Origin of the sequence: Bradyrhizobium sp. ISRA436 (assembly GCF_029910015.1) — a bacterium.
Classification (GTDB): Bacteria; Pseudomonadota; Alphaproteobacteria; order Rhizobiales; family Xanthobacteraceae; genus Bradyrhizobium.
Genome location: NZ_CP094519.1, coordinates 4,183,860 through 4,200,549 on the forward strand (window position 1 = coordinate 4,183,860; position 16,690 = coordinate 4,200,549).

The 16,690-nt window shown below is 64.9% G+C and carries 16 protein-coding genes; 8 read left to right on the forward strand and 8 right to left on the reverse strand.

Going from position 1 to position 16,690, the window contains the following annotated elements:
• Positions 1 to 79: 79 nt before the first annotated feature.
• Entirely contained in the window at positions 80 to 1,357 is a 1,278-nt protein-coding gene (locus MTX23_RS19850; RefSeq protein ID WP_280971897.1) for an ArgE/DapE family deacylase, read from the reverse strand.
• A gap of 53 nt (positions 1,358 to 1,410) precedes the next feature.
• Complete coding sequence (locus MTX23_RS19855; RefSeq protein WP_280971898.1) at positions 1,411 to 2,136, reverse strand: pyridoxamine 5'-phosphate oxidase family protein; 726 nt, start codon at positions 2,134 to 2,136, stop codon at positions 1,411 to 1,413.
• 74 nt (positions 2,137 to 2,210) lie between these two features.
• On the opposite strand from MTX23_RS19855, the gene MTX23_RS19860 reads away from it, so the two are divergent.
• Both MTX23_RS19860 and MTX23_RS19865 read left to right on the forward strand, forming a co-directional pair.
• Positions 2,211 to 3,713: a PLP-dependent aminotransferase family protein gene (locus tag MTX23_RS19860; protein ID WP_280971899.1), complete on the forward strand. Its 1,503-nt coding sequence runs from the start codon at positions 2,211 to 2,213 to the stop codon at positions 3,711 to 3,713.
• Between the two features lie 61 nt (positions 3,714 to 3,774).
• Positions 3,775 to 4,014 carry a DUF6719 family protein gene (locus tag MTX23_RS19865; RefSeq protein WP_280971900.1) on the forward strand — a complete coding sequence of 80 codons (240 nt, stop codon included), beginning with the start codon at positions 3,775 to 3,777 and terminating at the stop codon, positions 4,012 to 4,014.
• A 65-nt stretch (positions 4,015 to 4,079) separates the two neighbouring features.
• On the opposite strand, the gene MTX23_RS19870 is transcribed toward MTX23_RS19865, so the two are convergent.
• Positions 4,080 to 4,478 (reverse strand): hypothetical protein, encoded by a 399-nt coding sequence (locus tag MTX23_RS19870; protein ID WP_280971901.1) that lies wholly within the window; start codon positions 4,476 to 4,478, stop codon positions 4,080 to 4,082.
• A gap of 42 nt (positions 4,479 to 4,520) precedes the next feature.
• Entirely contained in the window at positions 4,521 to 4,676 is a 156-nt protein-coding gene (locus MTX23_RS19875) for a hypothetical protein (RefSeq protein ID WP_280971902.1), read from the reverse strand.
• Positions 4,677 to 5,065: 389 nt separating this feature from the next.
• Here MTX23_RS19875 and MTX23_RS19880 point away from each other — a divergent pair, with 389 nt between their 5' ends.
• A complete protein-coding gene (locus MTX23_RS19880) occupies positions 5,066 to 5,299 on the forward strand; it encodes a hypothetical protein (protein WP_280971903.1) in 234 nt (77 codons plus the stop codon).
• A gap of 43 nt (positions 5,300 to 5,342) precedes the next feature.
• On the opposite strand, the gene MTX23_RS19885 is transcribed toward MTX23_RS19880, so the two are convergent.
• Positions 5,343 to 5,900, reverse strand: a complete 558-nt coding sequence (locus MTX23_RS19885) for a CreA family protein (RefSeq protein ID WP_280971904.1) — start codon at positions 5,898 to 5,900, stop codon at positions 5,343 to 5,345.
• Between the two features lie 221 nt (positions 5,901 to 6,121).
• Here MTX23_RS19885 and MTX23_RS19890 point away from each other — a divergent pair, with 221 nt between their 5' ends.
• The 5 genes from MTX23_RS19890 to MTX23_RS19910 all read left to right on the forward strand — a co-directional run bounded on the left by MTX23_RS19890 (position 6,122) and on the right by MTX23_RS19910 (position 11,855).
• Positions 6,122 to 7,786 carry a L,D-transpeptidase gene (locus MTX23_RS19890; protein ID WP_280971905.1) on the forward strand — a complete coding sequence of 555 codons (1,665 nt, stop codon included), beginning with the start codon at positions 6,122 to 6,124 and terminating at the stop codon, positions 7,784 to 7,786.
• 83 nt (positions 7,787 to 7,869) lie between these two features.
• Positions 7,870 to 8,439 (forward strand): glutathione peroxidase, encoded by a 570-nt coding sequence (locus MTX23_RS19895; RefSeq protein ID WP_280971906.1) that lies wholly within the window; start codon positions 7,870 to 7,872, stop codon positions 8,437 to 8,439.
• 172 nt (positions 8,440 to 8,611) lie between these two features.
• Positions 8,612 to 9,598 carry a polysaccharide deacetylase family protein gene (locus tag MTX23_RS19900; protein WP_280971907.1) on the forward strand — a complete coding sequence of 329 codons (987 nt, stop codon included), beginning with the start codon at positions 8,612 to 8,614 and terminating at the stop codon, positions 9,596 to 9,598.
• A gap of 20 nt (positions 9,599 to 9,618) precedes the next feature.
• Positions 9,619 to 10,176 carry a dihydrofolate reductase gene (locus MTX23_RS19905; protein WP_280971908.1) on the forward strand — a complete coding sequence of 186 codons (558 nt, stop codon included), beginning with the start codon at positions 9,619 to 9,621 and terminating at the stop codon, positions 10,174 to 10,176.
• A gap of 560 nt (positions 10,177 to 10,736) precedes the next feature.
• Positions 10,737 to 11,855, forward strand: a complete 1,119-nt coding sequence (locus tag MTX23_RS19910; RefSeq protein WP_280971909.1) for a helix-turn-helix domain-containing protein — start codon at positions 10,737 to 10,739, stop codon at positions 11,853 to 11,855.
• A 42-nt stretch (positions 11,856 to 11,897) separates the two neighbouring features.
• Here MTX23_RS19910 and MTX23_RS19915 read toward each other — a convergent pair whose 3' ends face one another.
• The 3 genes from MTX23_RS19915 to aspS all read right to left on the reverse strand — a co-directional run bounded on the left by MTX23_RS19915 (position 11,898) and on the right by aspS (position 16,680).
• A complete protein-coding gene (locus MTX23_RS19915; RefSeq protein ID WP_280971910.1) occupies positions 11,898 to 12,350 on the reverse strand; it encodes a DoxX family protein in 453 nt (150 codons plus the stop codon).
• A 101-nt stretch (positions 12,351 to 12,451) separates the two neighbouring features.
• Entirely contained in the window at positions 12,452 to 14,761 is a 2,310-nt protein-coding gene (locus MTX23_RS19920) for an NADP-dependent malic enzyme (RefSeq protein WP_280971911.1), read from the reverse strand.
• A gap of 146 nt (positions 14,762 to 14,907) precedes the next feature.
• Positions 14,908 to 16,680 carry an aspartate--tRNA ligase gene (gene aspS / locus MTX23_RS19925; RefSeq protein ID WP_280971912.1) on the reverse strand — a complete coding sequence of 591 codons (1,773 nt, stop codon included), beginning with the start codon at positions 16,678 to 16,680 and terminating at the stop codon, positions 14,908 to 14,910.
• Between the last annotated feature and the right edge of the window lie 10 nt (positions 16,681 to 16,690).

Below are 16,690 nucleotides of genomic sequence, written 5' to 3' on the forward strand. Positions count from 1 at the left end.
GCAGCGGCGTCTCGAAGGGTGAGGCCACAGACGGGCCTCATGGTTCGAGACGCGCGTCCCGCGCTCCTCACCATGAGGGCTATGCCTTCTCCACCCCGCACCATTCCGTGACGAACAGCGCGATGGCCTTGGTCGTCTTCCGCAGCGACTCCAGCTCGACATATTCGTTGAAACCGTGCATCGCCTCGCCGCTGGCGCCGAAGCAGAGGCTCGGGATGTTGTAGTTCAGCCCGTAGAAGCGCGTGTCGGTCAGCGCGGTAAAGGCCCGATCTTCCACCGCGCCGCCGTAGACGGCCTGATGCGCCTTGGCGAAAGCGGCTTCCGGCGCTTCGGAATTAGTAAGCTCATAGCCTTCCGACAGGAAGCCCGACCATTCCACCAGCGGCGGATTATTGGAGAGGAAGCGGTGGTCGCGCGCAGCGGCAGCGACGCAGGCCAGGATTTCCTTCTGGCATTCCGATATCGACCAGCCCGGCAGCACCGCGATGCGACAATCCACGTCGCACCAGGCGGGCACGCTCGACGCCCAGTCGCCGCCCTTGATGATGCCGGGATTGAAGTTGATGGGATGATTGACGTCCTTGAAGTGGCGGTCGGCCTTGGCGCGTTCGTTCCAGGCGATCTCGAGCTTCTCCAGCGCGTGCACCAGATGATACGCCGCCATGATCGCGTTCGAGCCCGCGCCCGCCTCGAACACATGCACCGGAAAGCCGCGCACCTTCAGGCGAAACCAGATCACGCCGACCTGCGAGCGGATCATCTTGCCGCTGGTCGGCTCCGGGATGAAGCAAGCGTCGGCACGATAGCCGCGCTGCAGGGTCGAGAGCGCGCCGACGCCGGTGCTCTCCTCCTCGATCACGGACTGGAAATGGATCCGCGCCGTAGGCCTGAGTCCGGCCTTCGCGATCGCATCCAGCGCATAAAGCGCGGCGATCGTGCCTGACTTCATGTCGCAGGCGCCGCGGCCGTACATCCGGCCCTCCCTGATGACGGGCGAGAACGGCGGCGTCTCCCACATGTCGAGCGGGCCGGTCGGCACCACGTCGCAGTGCCCCTGCAGGATCAGCGATTTGCCGGCATTGGTGGCCGGACGGTAGGTGCCGACCACGGTGCGTGCCTTGGAGAAATCATGCTCGATCGGGCCGAAGCCGCGCAGATCCTTGAGATCGTCGAGATTGATGTGCCAGTCGTCGACCTCACAGCCGCGTTCGCGCAGGAGGTCGCCGATCATGTCCTGGCACGGGCCCTCCGCGCCGCGTGTCGAGGGGATCGAGACGAAATCCTCGGTCGTCGCGAGCTGCTCATCGAACCCTTCGTCAACGGCATCGAGGATTCGTTGTTGGGTATCGGCAGTCATGCAGCAGCTCCACTGGGAATATTGAAAGGCGGGAGCGCCACCGTAGCCCGATTTCAGTCGGCCGGGTATTCCGCAAAATGGGCATCCCGCAATGCATCTTCGAGCAGACGGCCTTCCGAATAGCCGTCGAGCGTCGAAGGCCGCGTCACGCCGTCGAGCAGCCGCGGGCACGGCTCGGGCGCGCCGAGCACGGTGCGCACCGGGATGCGCTCGGCATAGATCGGCAATTCGTAATCCTCGTCGTCATCGGCGACGCCCTTCGCACGGACCTTGGCCGACGCCTCCTCGATCTCCATCGCGATGAACGAGGTCGCCTTGATCTCCTGCTTGTTGCTCGGCCTTAAGCTCGCGGTGCGGTCGGGAAAGAAGCGGTCGACCATCGCGACGATCGCGCGCTGCTTCTCCTCGGGATCGGTGACGAGATAGGCGGTGCCGAACGCCATCACCGCGCGATAGTCGGCCGAATGGTTGAAGCCGCAGCGCGCCAGCACCAGGCTGTCGAGATGCGCGACCGTCAGGCAGACCTTCTGCCCTTCCGCCTGGTGCTCCAGCATCCGGCTCGCGCTGGAGCCGTGCCAGTAGAGCCGGGTACCCTCACGCCAGAAGAAGGTCGGCGTGCAATAGGGCTGGCCGTCGATCACATAGGACACGTGGCACAGCATTGAGGCGTCGAGGATCCTGTGCACGGTTGCATGATCGTAGAAGCCGCGATCATGGCGGCGCTTCACCCGGTTGCGGGACGACAGCGGGTAGGACGGAGTGGATGCGCCTTCGGTCACGGCAATGCCTCGCGAAAATTTGGAATCTGACGGCAGTTGTAGCGGCCCATTTGGTCTGCGATAGTGCCAATTCCATGCGAAAAATTCCGACCAATTCATCGAAGCCCTCGCCGCGCCGGACCGAGCTTCCGCTCGACCTCGCAGGCCCGCACGTGACGCAAGGTGCGGCCTCGCAGCACCGGCTCTATCAGGCGCTGTGCCACGCGATCGTCGGCGGCATCGTCAAGCCGGGCGAACCGCTGCCGCCGTCGCGCGCACTTGCCAGGCAGACCGGCTTCCGCCGCAACGCCGTCACGACCGCCTACGAGCGGCTGATCGCCGACGGCTTTGCGGTCGCAACCGTCGGCTCCGGCACCTTCGTCGCCGCGCGCATCCCGGCGCAGGCCGGTAGCCCGCGACGCGCCAAGATCACGATTGAGCCACCGCAGCACAGCGCGTTGTCGCTCGGCTGCACACATATCGACGAGCGCGCCCTGCAGCGCTTCCGCGCCTTCGCCGGCCGCCGGCTGCGCGCCTTCGGGCCCGAGCATCTCCACTACGGCGACCCCAGGGGCAATCGTGAACTGCGCGCCGCGATCGCAGACCATCTGTTGTCGGCGCGCGGGCTGCGCTGCGATCCCGACCAGATCATGCTGGCGTCGGGGACGCTGCACGCGCTGCGCATCGTGCTGAGCGCGATCCTCAAGCCCGGCGACAAGGTCTGGTGCGAGGATCCCGGCTATCCGGCGGCGCGGCGCGCAATCGAGCATTGCGGCTATCGTCCGGTGTCAGTACCGGTCGATGCATCGGGCATGGTTGTCGGCAAGGGACGGATGTCGGCGCCGGCGGCGCGCGCCGCCTATGTGACGCCGTCGCACCAATTTCCGCTTGGCGTCCAGATGTCGATGCAGCGCCGGCTCGAGTTGCTCGACTGGGCGAAGGACGCCAATGCGTTCGTGTTCGAGGACGATTACGACAGCGAGTTCCGTTATGACGGCGCGCCGCTGTTGTCACTCGCCGGCATCGATCACCTGCGCCGGGTGATTTACATGGGCACCTTTGCCAAGACGCTGTTTTCAGGATTGCGCATCGGCTACTGCGCCCTCCCCGAGCAGCTGATCGGCCCGGTGACGGCGGCACGCGCCGCGCTCGACCGCTTTCCCTGCACGCTGCTGGAAGGTGCGGTTGCGGACATGCTGAACTCCGGCGCCTTCGCGGCCAATCTGCGCAAGGCGCGCAAGCTCTACCGCGAGGCGCGCGACATCCTGGCATCGACGCTCGCTGCGGCCTCCGAGGGCGAGCTCACGGTTCCCGTGCCGTCGCAAGGCCTGCATCTGGTGGCGCGGCTCGCTCCGTCGACCGATCCGCGCGTTGCAGCCGAGGCGAAGGCGGCCGCCGGCGTCGGCGGCTGGCTGCTCGCCGAGACCTATCATCGCGCGCGGCCGCTGCCCGGATTCGTGCTCGGCTTCTCCGGTCATCCGGTTCCGCAACTCGTCGCGTCGGCGGAACAGCTGGCGAGGGCCACCCTCACAGTGCTGCGCGCCGAACGCGGCGCGTCGGCAAAACCGCGGCCCTCTATCAGAATCGCGACCGGCTGACTAAGGTCGTTCAATCTCGGCCTAACGGCCTCAAGATCCAGCACGAATAAAGGAGATCGCGATGCGTCGCATCGGACTTGGCGCGATGTTCGCCGCCGCACTCGTTGCGATGGCCGCAGCTGTCTCCGCGCAGACCGTCTCGCGCGAGCAGGACATCGTGGATTTGCGGGTCGGTCAGCGCGTGCTGGTCGATGACGGATCCTGCCCGTCGGGGCAAATCAAGCAGGTCACCGGATCGCAGCTCAAAGAGACCGGCGTGGTGCGCACCCGCACCTGCGTGCCACGCCTCGCGAGGAAGTAAAGCCTTGCAAGGAAGTGAGCTTCCTCGTCGCCTGCTTCCTCATTGTCGTGTCGGAAATGCGCCGCTCAATTCGCCGCCAGCGGCTCGAACATGCATTGCAGCGTCGGCTTGGCGATCTTGGTGAAGGTCGGGCCGATCTCGGCCTGCTTTGACGGCGGCAGCCAGTCGTTCTCGATCGTCGGCACGCCGGTCTCGCTGATGCCGCGCAGCACCGCCTGCCGCAAATCGCTATCCTCGATCGTCGCCGCAGCGTGATCGTGCAGGCAGCCGCAGACGGCTTCAGGATGCGCCCAGCGTCCCGCCATGTGGGGCACACACTGGCGCACGAATTCATCGCGCGGCTCAGGCATCTTGAAAAGTGAGCGGATCTGCATCGACTCGAGTGGGAGCTGCGATTGGGCGTGTGCTGACGTAGCCATCACGAGTGAAGCCAACATCACCGCGAAGCAAATTCGGAGCAACATGCGAAGCCTTTTCCGCCCATTTTCTCGTTTGCTGTGTCGCGGTCAGTTGGCCGCCACCACCATCGTCGCGGCGGTGGCGATCGGAGAGCCGTTGTAGGAAAAGGTGCCGATGCCGGGCAGACTGCCGTCCGCGGAGCCAGCCACCGACGGCCCCGCCATCACGCAGGCGAACGCGAGGATGAAGCTGATGGTCCGCATTTGACTATCTCCGCCGCTGCGCTCGTCGTCCGCGCCCGTCTGTTGGCGATTTGATAACCAACCGGCGTTTCCGGAGTTCTGCAACACAAGCGAAAAATGGTTTCGTCGGCCCTGGGGATTGTTTCGTCGGCCGGTACCTGACGAAACAATCGCCGAAAAAAGCCAATGTTTTCAGTAGCGGTCATTGACCATCGCCCTAGCGTAATGGCGGGCAGCTACGCGCTTGTGAATTCGGCGACCCACGGCGCTTTCTCGACTGTCCTCTGTTGAGACAGGCGCCAACCTCGCAGGGTCGACAATGAACCGGGCCGCGGTCCTCCCCGACTCATGCACGCACCGTGCAACCATCTTCGCGGTGGCACGTTGTCGCTATTTCAATCCAACGAGGGATGTTAGCCGTGGGCAATGGCAACATGGGCGTTGGCAATGAACCCGCGACCCGCGCCGCGGGTCAGCAGCAGATGGCAGGCGCGATGCCGCAGCAGGGCGCCCGTGTGATGGGCGACAACGAATGCGCGCCGCAGCAACTGGTCCGGCTCGTCGGCTGCCGCGATTCGAAGGTCCACCCCGAACGGTCAGGCTTCAAGTCTCGCGCGAAGCAGTTCGGGCAGACCAATCGCTAGATTATCAGATACTTCAGCTTGGCGGCTCAAGCCCTTGCGCTGGCTACTGAATGAACTCGCCGCACTTCTGCACGCTGGTGTCGCCGGCGCCCCATGGCATAATCGGTACCGACGAGGTCGAGTTCTTCGGCGAGCCTTCGATCAGCTTGTCCGAATAGACCATGTAGACAAGTACATTGCGCTTGGCGTCGCAGCCGCGCACGATTTGCATCTTCTTGAAGAACATCGACCGCCGCTGACGGAACATATCGTCGCCCTGGCTCATTTTATTCTTGAAGCGGATCGGCCCGATCTGCCGGCAAGCCAGCGAGATGTCGGACACTTCCTCGGCGAGACCAAGCCAGCCCTTGAAGCCTCCCCTCTCCGGCACCGTGAAGTGACAGGCCACACCCTCGACCTCGGGGTCGTCGACACCATAGGTGGCCAGCTTGTCGTTAGGACTTAGCCATTTGAACACGGTCGAGCGGCGAAAGATCAGATCCGGCTCGTCGGCCGCTGCCGTGGGACCGGCCTGCGCCAATGCGACGACGAGAAGCAGCAGCGCGCACCCCCAGCGATTCAGGACACGGCTGTCACACAGGCTCACACTTCTCGGCGTCATTGAGGTCTCCGCTGATGGGCTTCGCGTATGTAGTGCGGAACAGCCGCACGGAAAGGCTGACAGATTGGTGATCGCAGGGGGTGCTTTAACCTTATGTGAGGCTTTTTTGTTACGCTTTTTCCCGAAAAATCGGGGATCACGGAAGGGTTAGATCGCTTGCGCTGGTGAACGCGTTCCACGTTTGCGACAACCAATGGATAGTTTGGACTGGGATTCGGAAAATGCGTGCGAACGGAAGTCGGCCGTCGATTCTTGATTTTGCGAATGAGCGTTTTTGGCAGTTTGCGATTTTGACAGCCGCCGGCACGGTAGGCGCCTCCACTCAAGCCGATGCCGCCCTGTACTATTGGAACGGGCCCGACAGCGCCTATTATGGCGAGCCCGAGCCGCTGCCTGTGCCGCACCGGCCGAAGGTGCGGCGCAATCCGGTCAAGAAAGACATCGTTGCGGGAAAGGAAACCGTCGCCAAGCCGCAAGGTCCGCTGATCATCGCGATCGCGATCGAGCAGCAGAAGGTGCGCATCTACGACGCCAACGGTCTGTACGCCGAGAGCCCGGTGTCGACAGGCATGAAGGGGCATTCGACCCCGATGGGCGTCTTCAGCGTCATCCAGAAGCAGAAATACCATCGCTCCAACATCTATAGCGGCGCGCCGATGCCGTACATGCAGCGCATCACCTGGTCGGGCATCGCCATGCACGCCGGCGTGCTGCCCGGCTATCCCGCCTCCCACGGCTGCATCCGCATGCCGACGGCGTTCGCGGTCAAGATGTACAACTGGACGCGGATGGGCGCGCGCGTGGTCATTACCCCTGGCACGATCACGCCGGAGAATTTCTCGCACCCGTTGCTCGTGACACAGAAGGTCGCGCCGCAGCAGCCGGTCGCCGACGATCTCCTGAAGAAGGATGCTCCGCTCGGCGTGAAGGGCGACAAGGGCGCGGACAAGCCGGAGACCAGCCTCGAACTGCGCTCGACGGTCGGTCATGCCGACCAGCATGGCTCACTGCGCGACAACACCCACACCGCCGACGCCAGCGGCACCACGCCGTCCGCAAGCGCGGCGGTGACGATGTCCGACGCGCCCGCGGCCGCCGTTCCCGACGACACGACGGCCGACACCAGATCCGCCGACGCCACGAGCGACGACACGACGGTCGGCGAAACGGGCAGTATCGAGGCGAAGAGTGAGGTCTCCGCAGGCGACCATGTGAAGGCCGAAGTGAGGGCCGATGCGCCGAAGACTGACGCCAAGGCCAACCTCGCCGGCGCCGAGGCGCCCAAGGTCGACACGGTGACAGGGAACGATGCACGGGTCGGAGGTGCCGCAGCAACGGCTGACAAGCCGGCCGCGGCGGCAGACGCGCCCGACGCGAAGAAGGATCCGGCACGGCTGCCGGGCCTCGCAAACCTTGACGTGCCCAAGCGCGGCGGCCAGATCGCGGTCTTCATCAGCCGCAAGGATTCCAAGCTCTATGTGCGGCAGAACTTCGCGCCGCTGTTCGATGTGCCGGTGACGATTGCGCCGAGCGACCGTCCCCTGGGCACGCATGTCTTCACGGCAGAAGCCGACAAGAAGAATCCGAACCTGCTGCGCTGGTCGGTGGTCTCGCTGCCGGTCTCTACGCGCAGCGCCGTCCGCATCGAGGCGCAGGATCGCACCTCGCACCGCCGCAAGATGGCCGGCGCCGCAGCGATCGAGGCCAAGTCGCTACCGTTGCCGGATAGCCCGGCCGAAGCACTCGACCGCATCACGATTCCCGCCGACGCGATGGCGCGGATCAACGAAGCGCTCGGCACCGGCGGATCGATCATCGTCTCCGACCTCGGCGTGAACCAAGGCGAGACCGGCGAAGGCACCGACTTCATCGTGCCGCTGCGCTAAGAGCAGGTCATAACGGCTTCTTGAAGCCTCAAGTCCCGCTCCCCTGGATTATGATCGGCACACATCCGTCTGGGGACATGATCATGATCGATCGCAGGACAATGATCGTAGCGGCGCTGGCCGCCGCGGCGGGATCGCGCGCCCTGTATGCCGAGACGCCGACGATGAGCCGGATCACCGCCTATGCCTTCTCGTTCCCGGCCCTTGCCGGCGGCGATATCCGCCTCGCTTACTACACCGGCCACCCGATGATGATCGTGAACACGGCCTCGCTGTGTGGCTTCACGCCACAATATGCAGGCCTGCAGCAACTATGGACCGAACTCCGCGATCGCGGCTTCGTCATCATCGGCGTCCCCTCCAATGATTTCGGCGGCCAGGAGCCGGGCGGTCCGACCGAGATCGCCGAGACGGCGCAGCATCAATACGGCGTCACCTTCCCGATAGCAGCCAAGGCCGTCGTGAAGGGCGCGAACGCGCATCCCTTCTACCGATGGGCGGCGGAGGTCCGCCCCAAGGACGTGCCGCGCTGGAACTTCCACAAATACCTGATCGGCCGCGACGGCTATATCGCCGACGTCTTCCCTGAGTCGGTCGTCCCCGAGGACACCAGGGTCAAAACTGCGATCGCACGGGCGTTGGCGGCTGCGTGATGGCGCCGGTAATCCCCGGAATTAACTCATCAAACGAGGATTTGGTCGCAAGGCTGCCACGTCCGTTGCCTTGGCGGCCCCAATCCAACTAGGGTACTATTAGGTTGGGGGTGGAAGCGGCCCGGCAACGGCAAATGCCAGCGCCGGGAGCGGGATCGGCAAGGAACACGCCATGCGCATTGCGGCAGGTCTGATTTTCGCAGGGACGGTCTCGCTGCTCGCGTCGAGCGCGGCTTGGTCCCAGACTCCCCCCGTCAAGGGCGCCGCGGTAGCGCCACCGGCAGCAGCTCCCGCGCCGGCGGCTGCGGCCCCCGCCCCTGCGGCGATGCCGGCTCCGGTCCCGCCGCAGCAACCGCCCCAGCCGGCGCGCGCCGCCTGCACCAACCCGAATGCGCTTGGCGTCGGCCGCACCGTCGAGGTCGACACCACCGGCGGTCCAGGTTTCGGCTTCGAGCATTTCAAGCAACTCGACTTCCTGCGCGACCACGAAGTGGTGCTGACCTTCGACGACGGACCGTGGCCGGTGAACACGCCGGCGGTCCTGAAGGCGCTGGCGGACGAATGCACCACGGGGATCTTCTTTCCGATCGGCAAGCACGCGACCTACCATCCGGAAATCCTGCGGCAGGTCTATGCAGCCGGCCATACGATCGGCTCGCACACCTGGTCGCACGCCAATCTGAACAACAAGAAGCTGACCGAGGACCAGCGGAAGGACGAGATCGAGCGCGGTTTCGCCGCGGTCAAATGGGCGCTCGAGACCTCACCCGCGCCGTTCTTCCGCTTCCCGGCGCTACAGCATCCGCCGGAGATGGTGACCTATCTCGGCACCCGCAACATCGCGATCTTCTCCTGCGACCTAGACTCGTTCGACTTCAAGTCGAAGAACCCGCAGCAGGTGATCGATACCGTGATGAAGAAGCTGAACAAGCTCGGCAAGGGTATCATCCTGCTGCACGACTTCCAGAAGCACACCGCCGAAGCGCTACCCACGTTGCTGCAGCAGTTGAAGGCCGGCGGCTACAAGGTGGTCGCGATGCGCGCCAAATTCCCGGTGACGGTGCTGCCGCAATACGAGCAAGAGCTCGCCAAGGACGTCAAGCTGCCGACCCTGAGCTCGCGGCCGGTGAACAGCGTCGTCACCACGGTCAACCAGTAACGGCATCGGCGACGATTTCTGTGCCGGGGTTGCGTATCGAGGGCTTTGTCATCGTCTCGGCCGACGGCCGGCTGGCGAACGGGCATAACGTGATGCCCGACGATCTCAAGATCGAGGGCGACAAGCGGTTCTTCACCGCAGCCCTCGACCGCGTCGACCTCGTCGTGCACGGCCGCAACTCCGGGGAGGAACAGCCGAACTCGCCGAAGCGGCGGCGCCTCATCCTGACGCACAAGGTGCAGGCTACCGCGCAGGACCCGTCCAATCCTAAGGCGCTGTTGTGGAATCCCGCCGGCTGTTCGTTCGAGGCGGCATGCCGCGCAGCCGGCGTCACGTCGGGCCTCGCTGCGATCATCGGCGGTCCCGGTGTGTTCGGCATGTTCATGGACCGCTACGACACGTTCTGGCTGTCGGTCGCACCGCACGTGCACATCCCCGACGGCGAGCCGTGCTTCCCCGGCGTCCCTGCCCGCTCGCCGCAACAGGTGCTGGCCGCCCATGGCCTCCACGCCGGCGAGCCGCAACTGATCGACGCAGAGCACGACGTCAGCGTGACGCCGTGGCGGCGGGTCGCTTGATCGTACGTACCGTTTCGATCGACGCACAACGGTGCCCGGAAAAGCCAGGGCATGCCGCTTAAATTGGTACCGCCGCCGACCAGCGCAAAACCGGCTCGCGTATACGCCGAAAGCCGGCAATCGGCCCCGACGGCGGTCCCCGACACCGCGGCTCGTGCATCGGCTGATTTAACCGCCGCGTTGCCCCTGCGCATCGGTGCTCGACGCGTGCGGAGCTATAGCCAGCGTGGAGGGCTCACCGTCAAGACGAGCCGACGATCAAGACACACCGGATCAATAGACTGAGACAAAAACGCAAAATGGCGCCCGGCCCGGCGGGTGATCTCCGCCATCGCGGCAAACACGCTCGAGAAGGAACGTGGCTATCCGTCCCGCGCGGTGGATGAGACGGCGCCCTCGCCGCAGCCACTTCTCCTTCGGACGATATCAACCTACACCCGGAGGCCCGGACGGTCGGAGACAATCCATCAACCGAATTGAGATAAAAAAGCACAGGCTGCGAGCGAGCCTGCTTGATGGTGACGATCGTGCCTTCCAGGAGAACTGAACGTCAGCCGCGAATGACCGACGACCTCACGACAAGCGACCGGAACGAAACGTCCGGACTGATGGGCGATGCCGCGCGCGTATCATCCCTGCTCCCGACGTTTGGTTTTGCTGCTGAGCGCATGGATGCCGAAGCGAACATTGCAGCCTGGCGTGAGGCTGTCGCGACGCTGTTCGACGTCGACGAACTGGCGCACGGCGAGCCGGAACCATTCCGAGCTGACCTCTGCTCCTATGCAATGGGGCCCGCGCTGATCGGGCTGAGCCGCGCCAGCGGCCAGCGGTTCCGGCGCACCACCGAAACCATCGCGCGGAGCGGCGTCGATCACATCATCCTGCAACTGTATGCGAAAGGCGGCTTTGACGGCATCGCCAGCGACGTGCCGATCCGTGTACGCGCCGGCGACATTTGCCTGTTCGACCTCGCGCAGACGCTGGAAACCAAGGCGACGCCGTTCGAGAATGTCACACTCGTCGTGCCGCGCCCGCTGTTCGACAGCCACCTCATCCAGGTGGAGGATCTGCATGGCCTCGTCCTGCCGGGCAGCGGCGTGCTCGCCCAGCTGCTGGCCGGGCACCTCACTGCGCTGTTCGAATTCGCCCCGCGCATGACGCTCGACGAATGCCAGTCGGTGGTCGAAGGCACGATCGCGCTGATGGTCGCCTGCCTCCGCAACGAACTGGAGCGTCGCAATGCAGACCATAGCATGAGGGCGGGCGCATCGCTGATGCGGATTCGCCAACACATCGAGGCGAAGCTCGGCGATGACGATCTATCGGCAAATTCGATCGCGGTGCATTTCGGCCTGTCCCGGGCCTCGCTCTACCGGCTGTTCGCCCCGGTCGGCGGCATCGCCGAGTACATCCGCAGCCGCCGCCTCCATCGCGCGTTCTTCGACCTCGCGGGTTCCGACGCGCGCGGTCTCAGGATCAGCGAGGTCGCGCGGCGCTGGCAGCTCGGCACCGACGCGCATTTCACGCGCACCTTCAAGGCGGCCTATGGCATCACGCCGCGCGCAGCACGGGAGGCGGCCCTGCTCGGAGCGCGCATGCGGCCCAGCCCGGACGGATCGGACAACGGCACGATCTCCCGCTGGATGCGTGAGATCGCACCGCCGCACACGATCGATTGATCTCCGCCTCCCCGACGTCCAATGGGCTCGCTTCGCCCGGTGCTACACATCCCCGTAAGTCGGGTCGTTCTTGCGGGGGCCGCGGCCGTAGCCGGCGATGATGAACAGCGCGCCGATCAGCGAGAGGTCCTTCAGCGCATCGATCAGGGTCTTGGCATTATCGGGCGCCGGCTGATTCCAGAAATCGTGCAAGTAGAATATCGCGAAGCACATGAAGATGATCAGAAGAATCGCGAAGAAGCGCGCCAGCAGGTTGAACGCGATCATCAGGCCGGCGAGGATCTCGAACGAGCCGATCGCGATCGCCAGGAGCTGCATGAATGGCATCGCGGCGAAGGTTTCGATCTGCTGGGTATAGGGCGCGATGACGTCGGGAATGGTCACCTTGGCCGTGAGCATATCCGCCGTCGTCTGTACGCCGAGCAGCTTGGTCACCCCCGAATAGATGAACAGGACGGCGAACAGGAATCGCCCGAAGACGATGAATGCTGGCATGGGTCGGCCTCACGGAATGGCGGGAGTCGGACGGAGCAGACGACGCGATTATGGTCGCTCCGCCTGCTTCGATCAAATCGAATCCGTCTCGCCTCCTCCCCCTAGCCGAACAGCGTCGGCTGAGCGCGGCCGGCGCGCTCCTGCGCTTCGACGGCGGCAACCGCGGTCATGTTGAGCACACCGCGCGCCGTCACGCCGGGGGTGAGGATGTGCGCCGGGCGCGCCGGACCGATCAGGATCGGGCCGACCGGCAAGGCATTTCCCAGCACCTTGATGGTCTGATAGGCGATGTTGGCCGCGTCCAGCGTCGGCATGATCAGGATGTTGGCCTCGCCCTCCAGCCGCGACTGCGGCAGCACGGCCTTGCGAGCGATCGCCGAGAGCGCGGTATCGGCCTGCATCTCGCCGTCGGCTTCGATCTCCGGATGCCTGTCCTTCAGGAGCTGAGTAGCGCGGCGCATCTTGCGCGCCGAGTCCGTATCATAACTTCCGAAGTCGGAATGTGACACGAAGGCGACCTTGGGCTTGAAGGCGAAGCGCTGGGCATGAACAGCCGCCAGCGACGCCACCTCGGCGAGTTCCTCCGCGCTGGGGTTCGGCCGCACCTGGGTGTCGGCGAGGAAATAGGCGCCTTTGGTGGTGATCATCAGCGACAGCGCCGCGTAGTCGCTGATCCCCGGCAGGAAGCCGATGATCTCGCGGACATGGCGCAGATGGCTCATGAAGCGGCCCTCGACCCCGCACAGCATCGCGTCGGCCTCACCGCGCGACACCGCCAGCGCGGCGATCACCGTGTTGTTGGTGCGAACCACCGTACGCGCCGCGTCGGGCGTCACACCGCGCCGGCCGGCGACGTCAATGTAGGACTGCACATAGGAGCGATAGCGCGGATCGTCCTCGGGATTGATCAGGTCGAAGTCGCGGCCGGCCTTGATCGACAGGCCGAAGCGCTTGATCCGGGTCTCCACCACTGACGGACGTCCGACCAGGATCGGCCGGGCCAGCTTCTCTTCCAGCACCACCTGCGTGGCCCGCAGCACGCGCTCGTCCTCACCTTCGGCGTAGATCACCCGCACCGGCTGGGTCTTCGCCTTGGCAAACACCGGCTTCATGGTCAGCCCGGAGCGGAACGCGTAGCGCTGCAGCTCGGCGCAATATTCGTCGAAGTTCTTGATCGGCCGGGTCGCAACGCCGGATTCGATCGCGGCCCTTGCCACCGCCGGCGCGATGCGCAGGATCAGGCGCGGATCGAACGGGCTCGGGATCAGCGAGCCCGGACCGAACCCTTGGGACTCGGTGCTCTCGAAGCCATGGGCCACCGCATCCGACGGCGGATCGCGCGCGAGCTGCGCGATCGCGTCGACCGCGGCGTGCTTCATCGCCTCGTTGATCGCAGTGGCGCCGACGTCGAGCGCGCCGCGGAAGATGAACGGGAAGCACAGCACATTGTTGACTTGGTTCGGGAAGTCCGACCGGCCGGTGCAGATCATGGCGTCGGGCCGCGCCTGGCGCGCCTCGTCTGGCATGATCTCCGGCACCGGATTGGCGAGCGCCATCACCAGCGGCTGGTCCGCCATCTGCTTGACCATCTCGGGCTTGAGCACGCCGGGCGCGGACAGGCCGATGAAGATGTCGGCTCCCGGGATCACGTCCGCCAGCACGCGCGCGCTGGTGTTCTGCGTGTAGACCGCCTTCCAGCGGTCCATCGTGGTGTTGCGGCCCTCGTAGACGACGCCGTCGATGTCGCAGACCCAGATGTTCTTGCGCTGCGCACCCATCGAGACCAGCAAATTGAGGGTTGCGATCGCGGCCGCGCCCGCGCCCGAGCAGACGATCTTCACATCGGGAAGCTTCTTGCCGTTCAGCAGCAAGCCATTGACGATCGCGGCCGCGACGATGATCGCGGTGCCGTGCTGGTCGTCGTGGAATACCGGGATCTTCATGCGCTCCTTGAGCTGCGCCTCGATCTCGAAGCACTCAGGGCCGCGGATGTCCTCGAGGTTGATGCCGCCGAAGGTCGGCTCCAGCGCCGCGACCGTCTCGACCACGCGCTCGATGGTGTCGGCCTTGATCTCGATGTCGAACACGTCGATGCCGGCGAACTTCTTGAACAGCACCGCCTTACCTTCCATCACCGGCTTCGAGGCCAGCGGCCCGATATTGCCGAGGCCGAGCACCGCGGTACCGTTCGAGACCACTGCCACGAGGTTGGCGCGGGCGGTCAGGGTGGCGGCCTCGGCCGGGTTCGTGGCGATCTCGGTACAGGCGGCGGCGACGCCCGGCGAATAGGCCAGCGCGAGGTCGCGCTGGTTGGCGAGCGGCTTGATCGCCTGAATCTCGAGTTTGCCCGGCCGCGGCAGGCGATGATAGGCGAGCGCCGCGTTGTGGAGTTCTTCAGACGATGACGACATGCACTCCCCCTCGGCCCCGCACTGAAATTCGGTGGCCCGACTTAAGACTTGAGGCAAAAGCGGGATGACGTTTCCTGGAAAGCGTCATCCCGTCATTATGGTCGAGGCATGCTCCAGACAGCTTGCGCGGTTCGGGTATGCGCCCGTCATTTCTGCGGCAGATTGGTCCGGATGTGAAGCTCGCGCAACTGCTTCGGGGTTGCTTCGGACGGAGCGCCCATCAGCAGGTCCATGGCCTGCTGGTTCATCGGGAACAGCGAAATCTCGCGCAGGTTGGTGGTGCCGCACAACAGCATCACGATGCGGTCGAGGCCGGCCGCCATGCCGCCATGCGGCGGCGCACCGTACTGGAAGGCACGGTACATGCCGCCGAAGCGATCGACGACTTCCTGCTCGCCATAGCCCGCGATCTCGAACGCCTTCACCATCGCTTCCGGCTTGTGGTTGCGGATACCGCCGGAGGCGATCTCGTAGCCGTTGCAGGCGATGTCATACTGGAACGCCTTGATCGTCAGCGGATCCTGCGTCTTCAGCGCGTCGAGGCCACCCTGCGGCATCGAGAACGGGTTGTGCGAGAAGTCGATCTTCTTGTTCTCCTCGTCGTACTCGTACATCGGGAAGTCGACGATCCAGGCGAGCTCGAACCGATCCTTGTCGATCTGGTTCAACTCCTCGCCGAGCTTGGTGCGCGCGAGCCCTGCGAACTTCCAGAACTTCTCCGGATCGCCGGCGACGAAGAACGCGGCATCGCCTTCCTTCAGGCCAAGCTGATCGCGGATCGCCGCGGTCCGCTCCGGGCCAATGTTGTTGGCAAGCGGGCCTGCACCCTCGCCGCCCTCGCGCCACATGATGTAACCGAGGCCGGGCTGGCCTTCGCCCTGCGCCCACGAGTTCATGCGATCGCAGAAGGCGCGCGAGCCGCCGCCCACGCCGGGGATCGCCCAGACCTGGTTCTTCGGGTCCTCCAGCATCCGTGCGAACACCTTGAAGCCGGAGCCGCGGAAGTGCTCGGAGACCTCCTGCATGATGATCTTGTTGCGCAGGTCGGGCTTGTCGGAGCCGTATTTGCGCACGGCTTCGGCAAACGGAATGCGCGGCCAGTTCTTGGTGACCGGCTTGCCCTTGGCAAAATCCTCGAACACGCCTGTTATCACCGGCTCCATCGCCGCGAACACGTCGTCCTGGGTGACGAAGCTCATCTCGACGTCGAGCTGATAGAACTCGCCCGGCAGGCGGTCGGCGCGCGGGTCCTCGTCGCGGAAGCACGGCGCGATCTGGAAGTAGCGGTCGAAGCCCGACATCATCAGGAGCTGCTTGTACTGCTGCGGCGCCTGCGGCAGCGCGTAGAACTTGCCGGGATGGATGCGTGACGGCACCAGGAAGTCGCGCGCGCCTTCCGGCGACGACGCCGTCAGGATCGGGGTCTGGAATTCGAAGAAGCCCTGCTCCTTCATCCGCTTGCGCATGGAATCGACGATCGCGCCGCGGGTCATGATGTTCTGATGCAGCTTCTCGCGACGCAGGTCGAGGAAACGGTACTTAAGCCTTATGTCCTCAGGATATTCCTGTTCGCCGAACACCGGCAGCGGCAGCTCGGCCGCAGGGCCCAGCACCTCGATCTCCCTGATGTAGATCTCGACCATGCCGGTCGGCAGTTCGGGATTGTCGGTACCGGCGGGGCGGCGGCGCACCTTGCCGTCGATCCGCACCACCCACTCGGAACGGAACTTCTCGACCTCGGCGAAGGCCGGCGAGTCCGGGTCGGCCACGCACTGCGTGATGCCGTAATGGTCGCGCAGGTCGACGAACAGCACGCCGCCATGGTCGCGGACCCGGTGGACCCAGCCCGAGAGCCGGACCGTTTGGTCGATATCGCCCTCTCGGAGCGCGCCGCATGTGTGTGACCGGTAGCGATGCATTTTAGTCCCA

What these genes read in the sequence shown, in the direction of transcription:
- MTX23_RS19915 (WP_280971910.1), bottom strand. Translation starts at nt 12,350, where the DNA reads ATGCCAGCATTCATCGTCTTCGGGCGATTCCTGTTCGCCGTCCTGTTC.
- aspS (WP_280971912.1), bottom strand. Translation starts at nt 16,680, where the DNA reads ATGCATCGCTACCGGTCACACACATGCGGCGCGCTCCGAGAGGGCGAT.
- MTX23_RS19900 (WP_280971907.1), top strand. Translation starts at nt 8,612, where the DNA reads ATGCGCATTGCGGCAGGTCTGATTTTCGCAGGGACGGTCTCGCTGCTC.
- MTX23_RS19890 (WP_280971905.1), top strand. Translation starts at nt 6,122, where the DNA reads ATGCGTGCGAACGGAAGTCGGCCGTCGATTCTTGATTTTGCGAATGAG.
- MTX23_RS19895 (WP_280971906.1), top strand. Translation starts at nt 7,870, where the DNA reads ATGATCGATCGCAGGACAATGATCGTAGCGGCGCTGGCCGCCGCGGCG.
- MTX23_RS19910 (WP_280971909.1), top strand. Translation starts at nt 10,737, where the DNA reads ATGACCGACGACCTCACGACAAGCGACCGGAACGAAACGTCCGGACTG.
- MTX23_RS19860 (WP_280971899.1), top strand. Translation starts at nt 2,211, where the DNA reads ATGCGAAAAATTCCGACCAATTCATCGAAGCCCTCGCCGCGCCGGACC.
- MTX23_RS19865 (WP_280971900.1), top strand. Translation starts at nt 3,775, where the DNA reads ATGCGTCGCATCGGACTTGGCGCGATGTTCGCCGCCGCACTCGTTGCG.
- MTX23_RS19880 (WP_280971903.1), top strand. Translation starts at nt 5,066, where the DNA reads ATGTTAGCCGTGGGCAATGGCAACATGGGCGTTGGCAATGAACCCGCG.
- MTX23_RS19875 (WP_280971902.1), bottom strand. Translation starts at nt 4,676, where the DNA reads ATGCGGACCATCAGCTTCATCCTCGCGTTCGCCTGCGTGATGGCGGGG.
- MTX23_RS19850 (WP_280971897.1), bottom strand. Translation starts at nt 1,357, where the DNA reads ATGACTGCCGATACCCAACAACGAATCCTCGATGCCGTTGACGAAGGG.
- MTX23_RS19920 (WP_280971911.1), bottom strand. Translation starts at nt 14,761, where the DNA reads ATGTCGTCATCGTCTGAAGAACTCCACAACGCGGCGCTCGCCTATCAT.
- MTX23_RS19885 (WP_280971904.1), bottom strand. Translation starts at nt 5,900, where the DNA reads ATGACGCCGAGAAGTGTGAGCCTGTGTGACAGCCGTGTCCTGAATCGC.
- MTX23_RS19870 (WP_280971901.1), bottom strand. Translation starts at nt 4,478, where the DNA reads ATGTTGCTCCGAATTTGCTTCGCGGTGATGTTGGCTTCACTCGTGATG.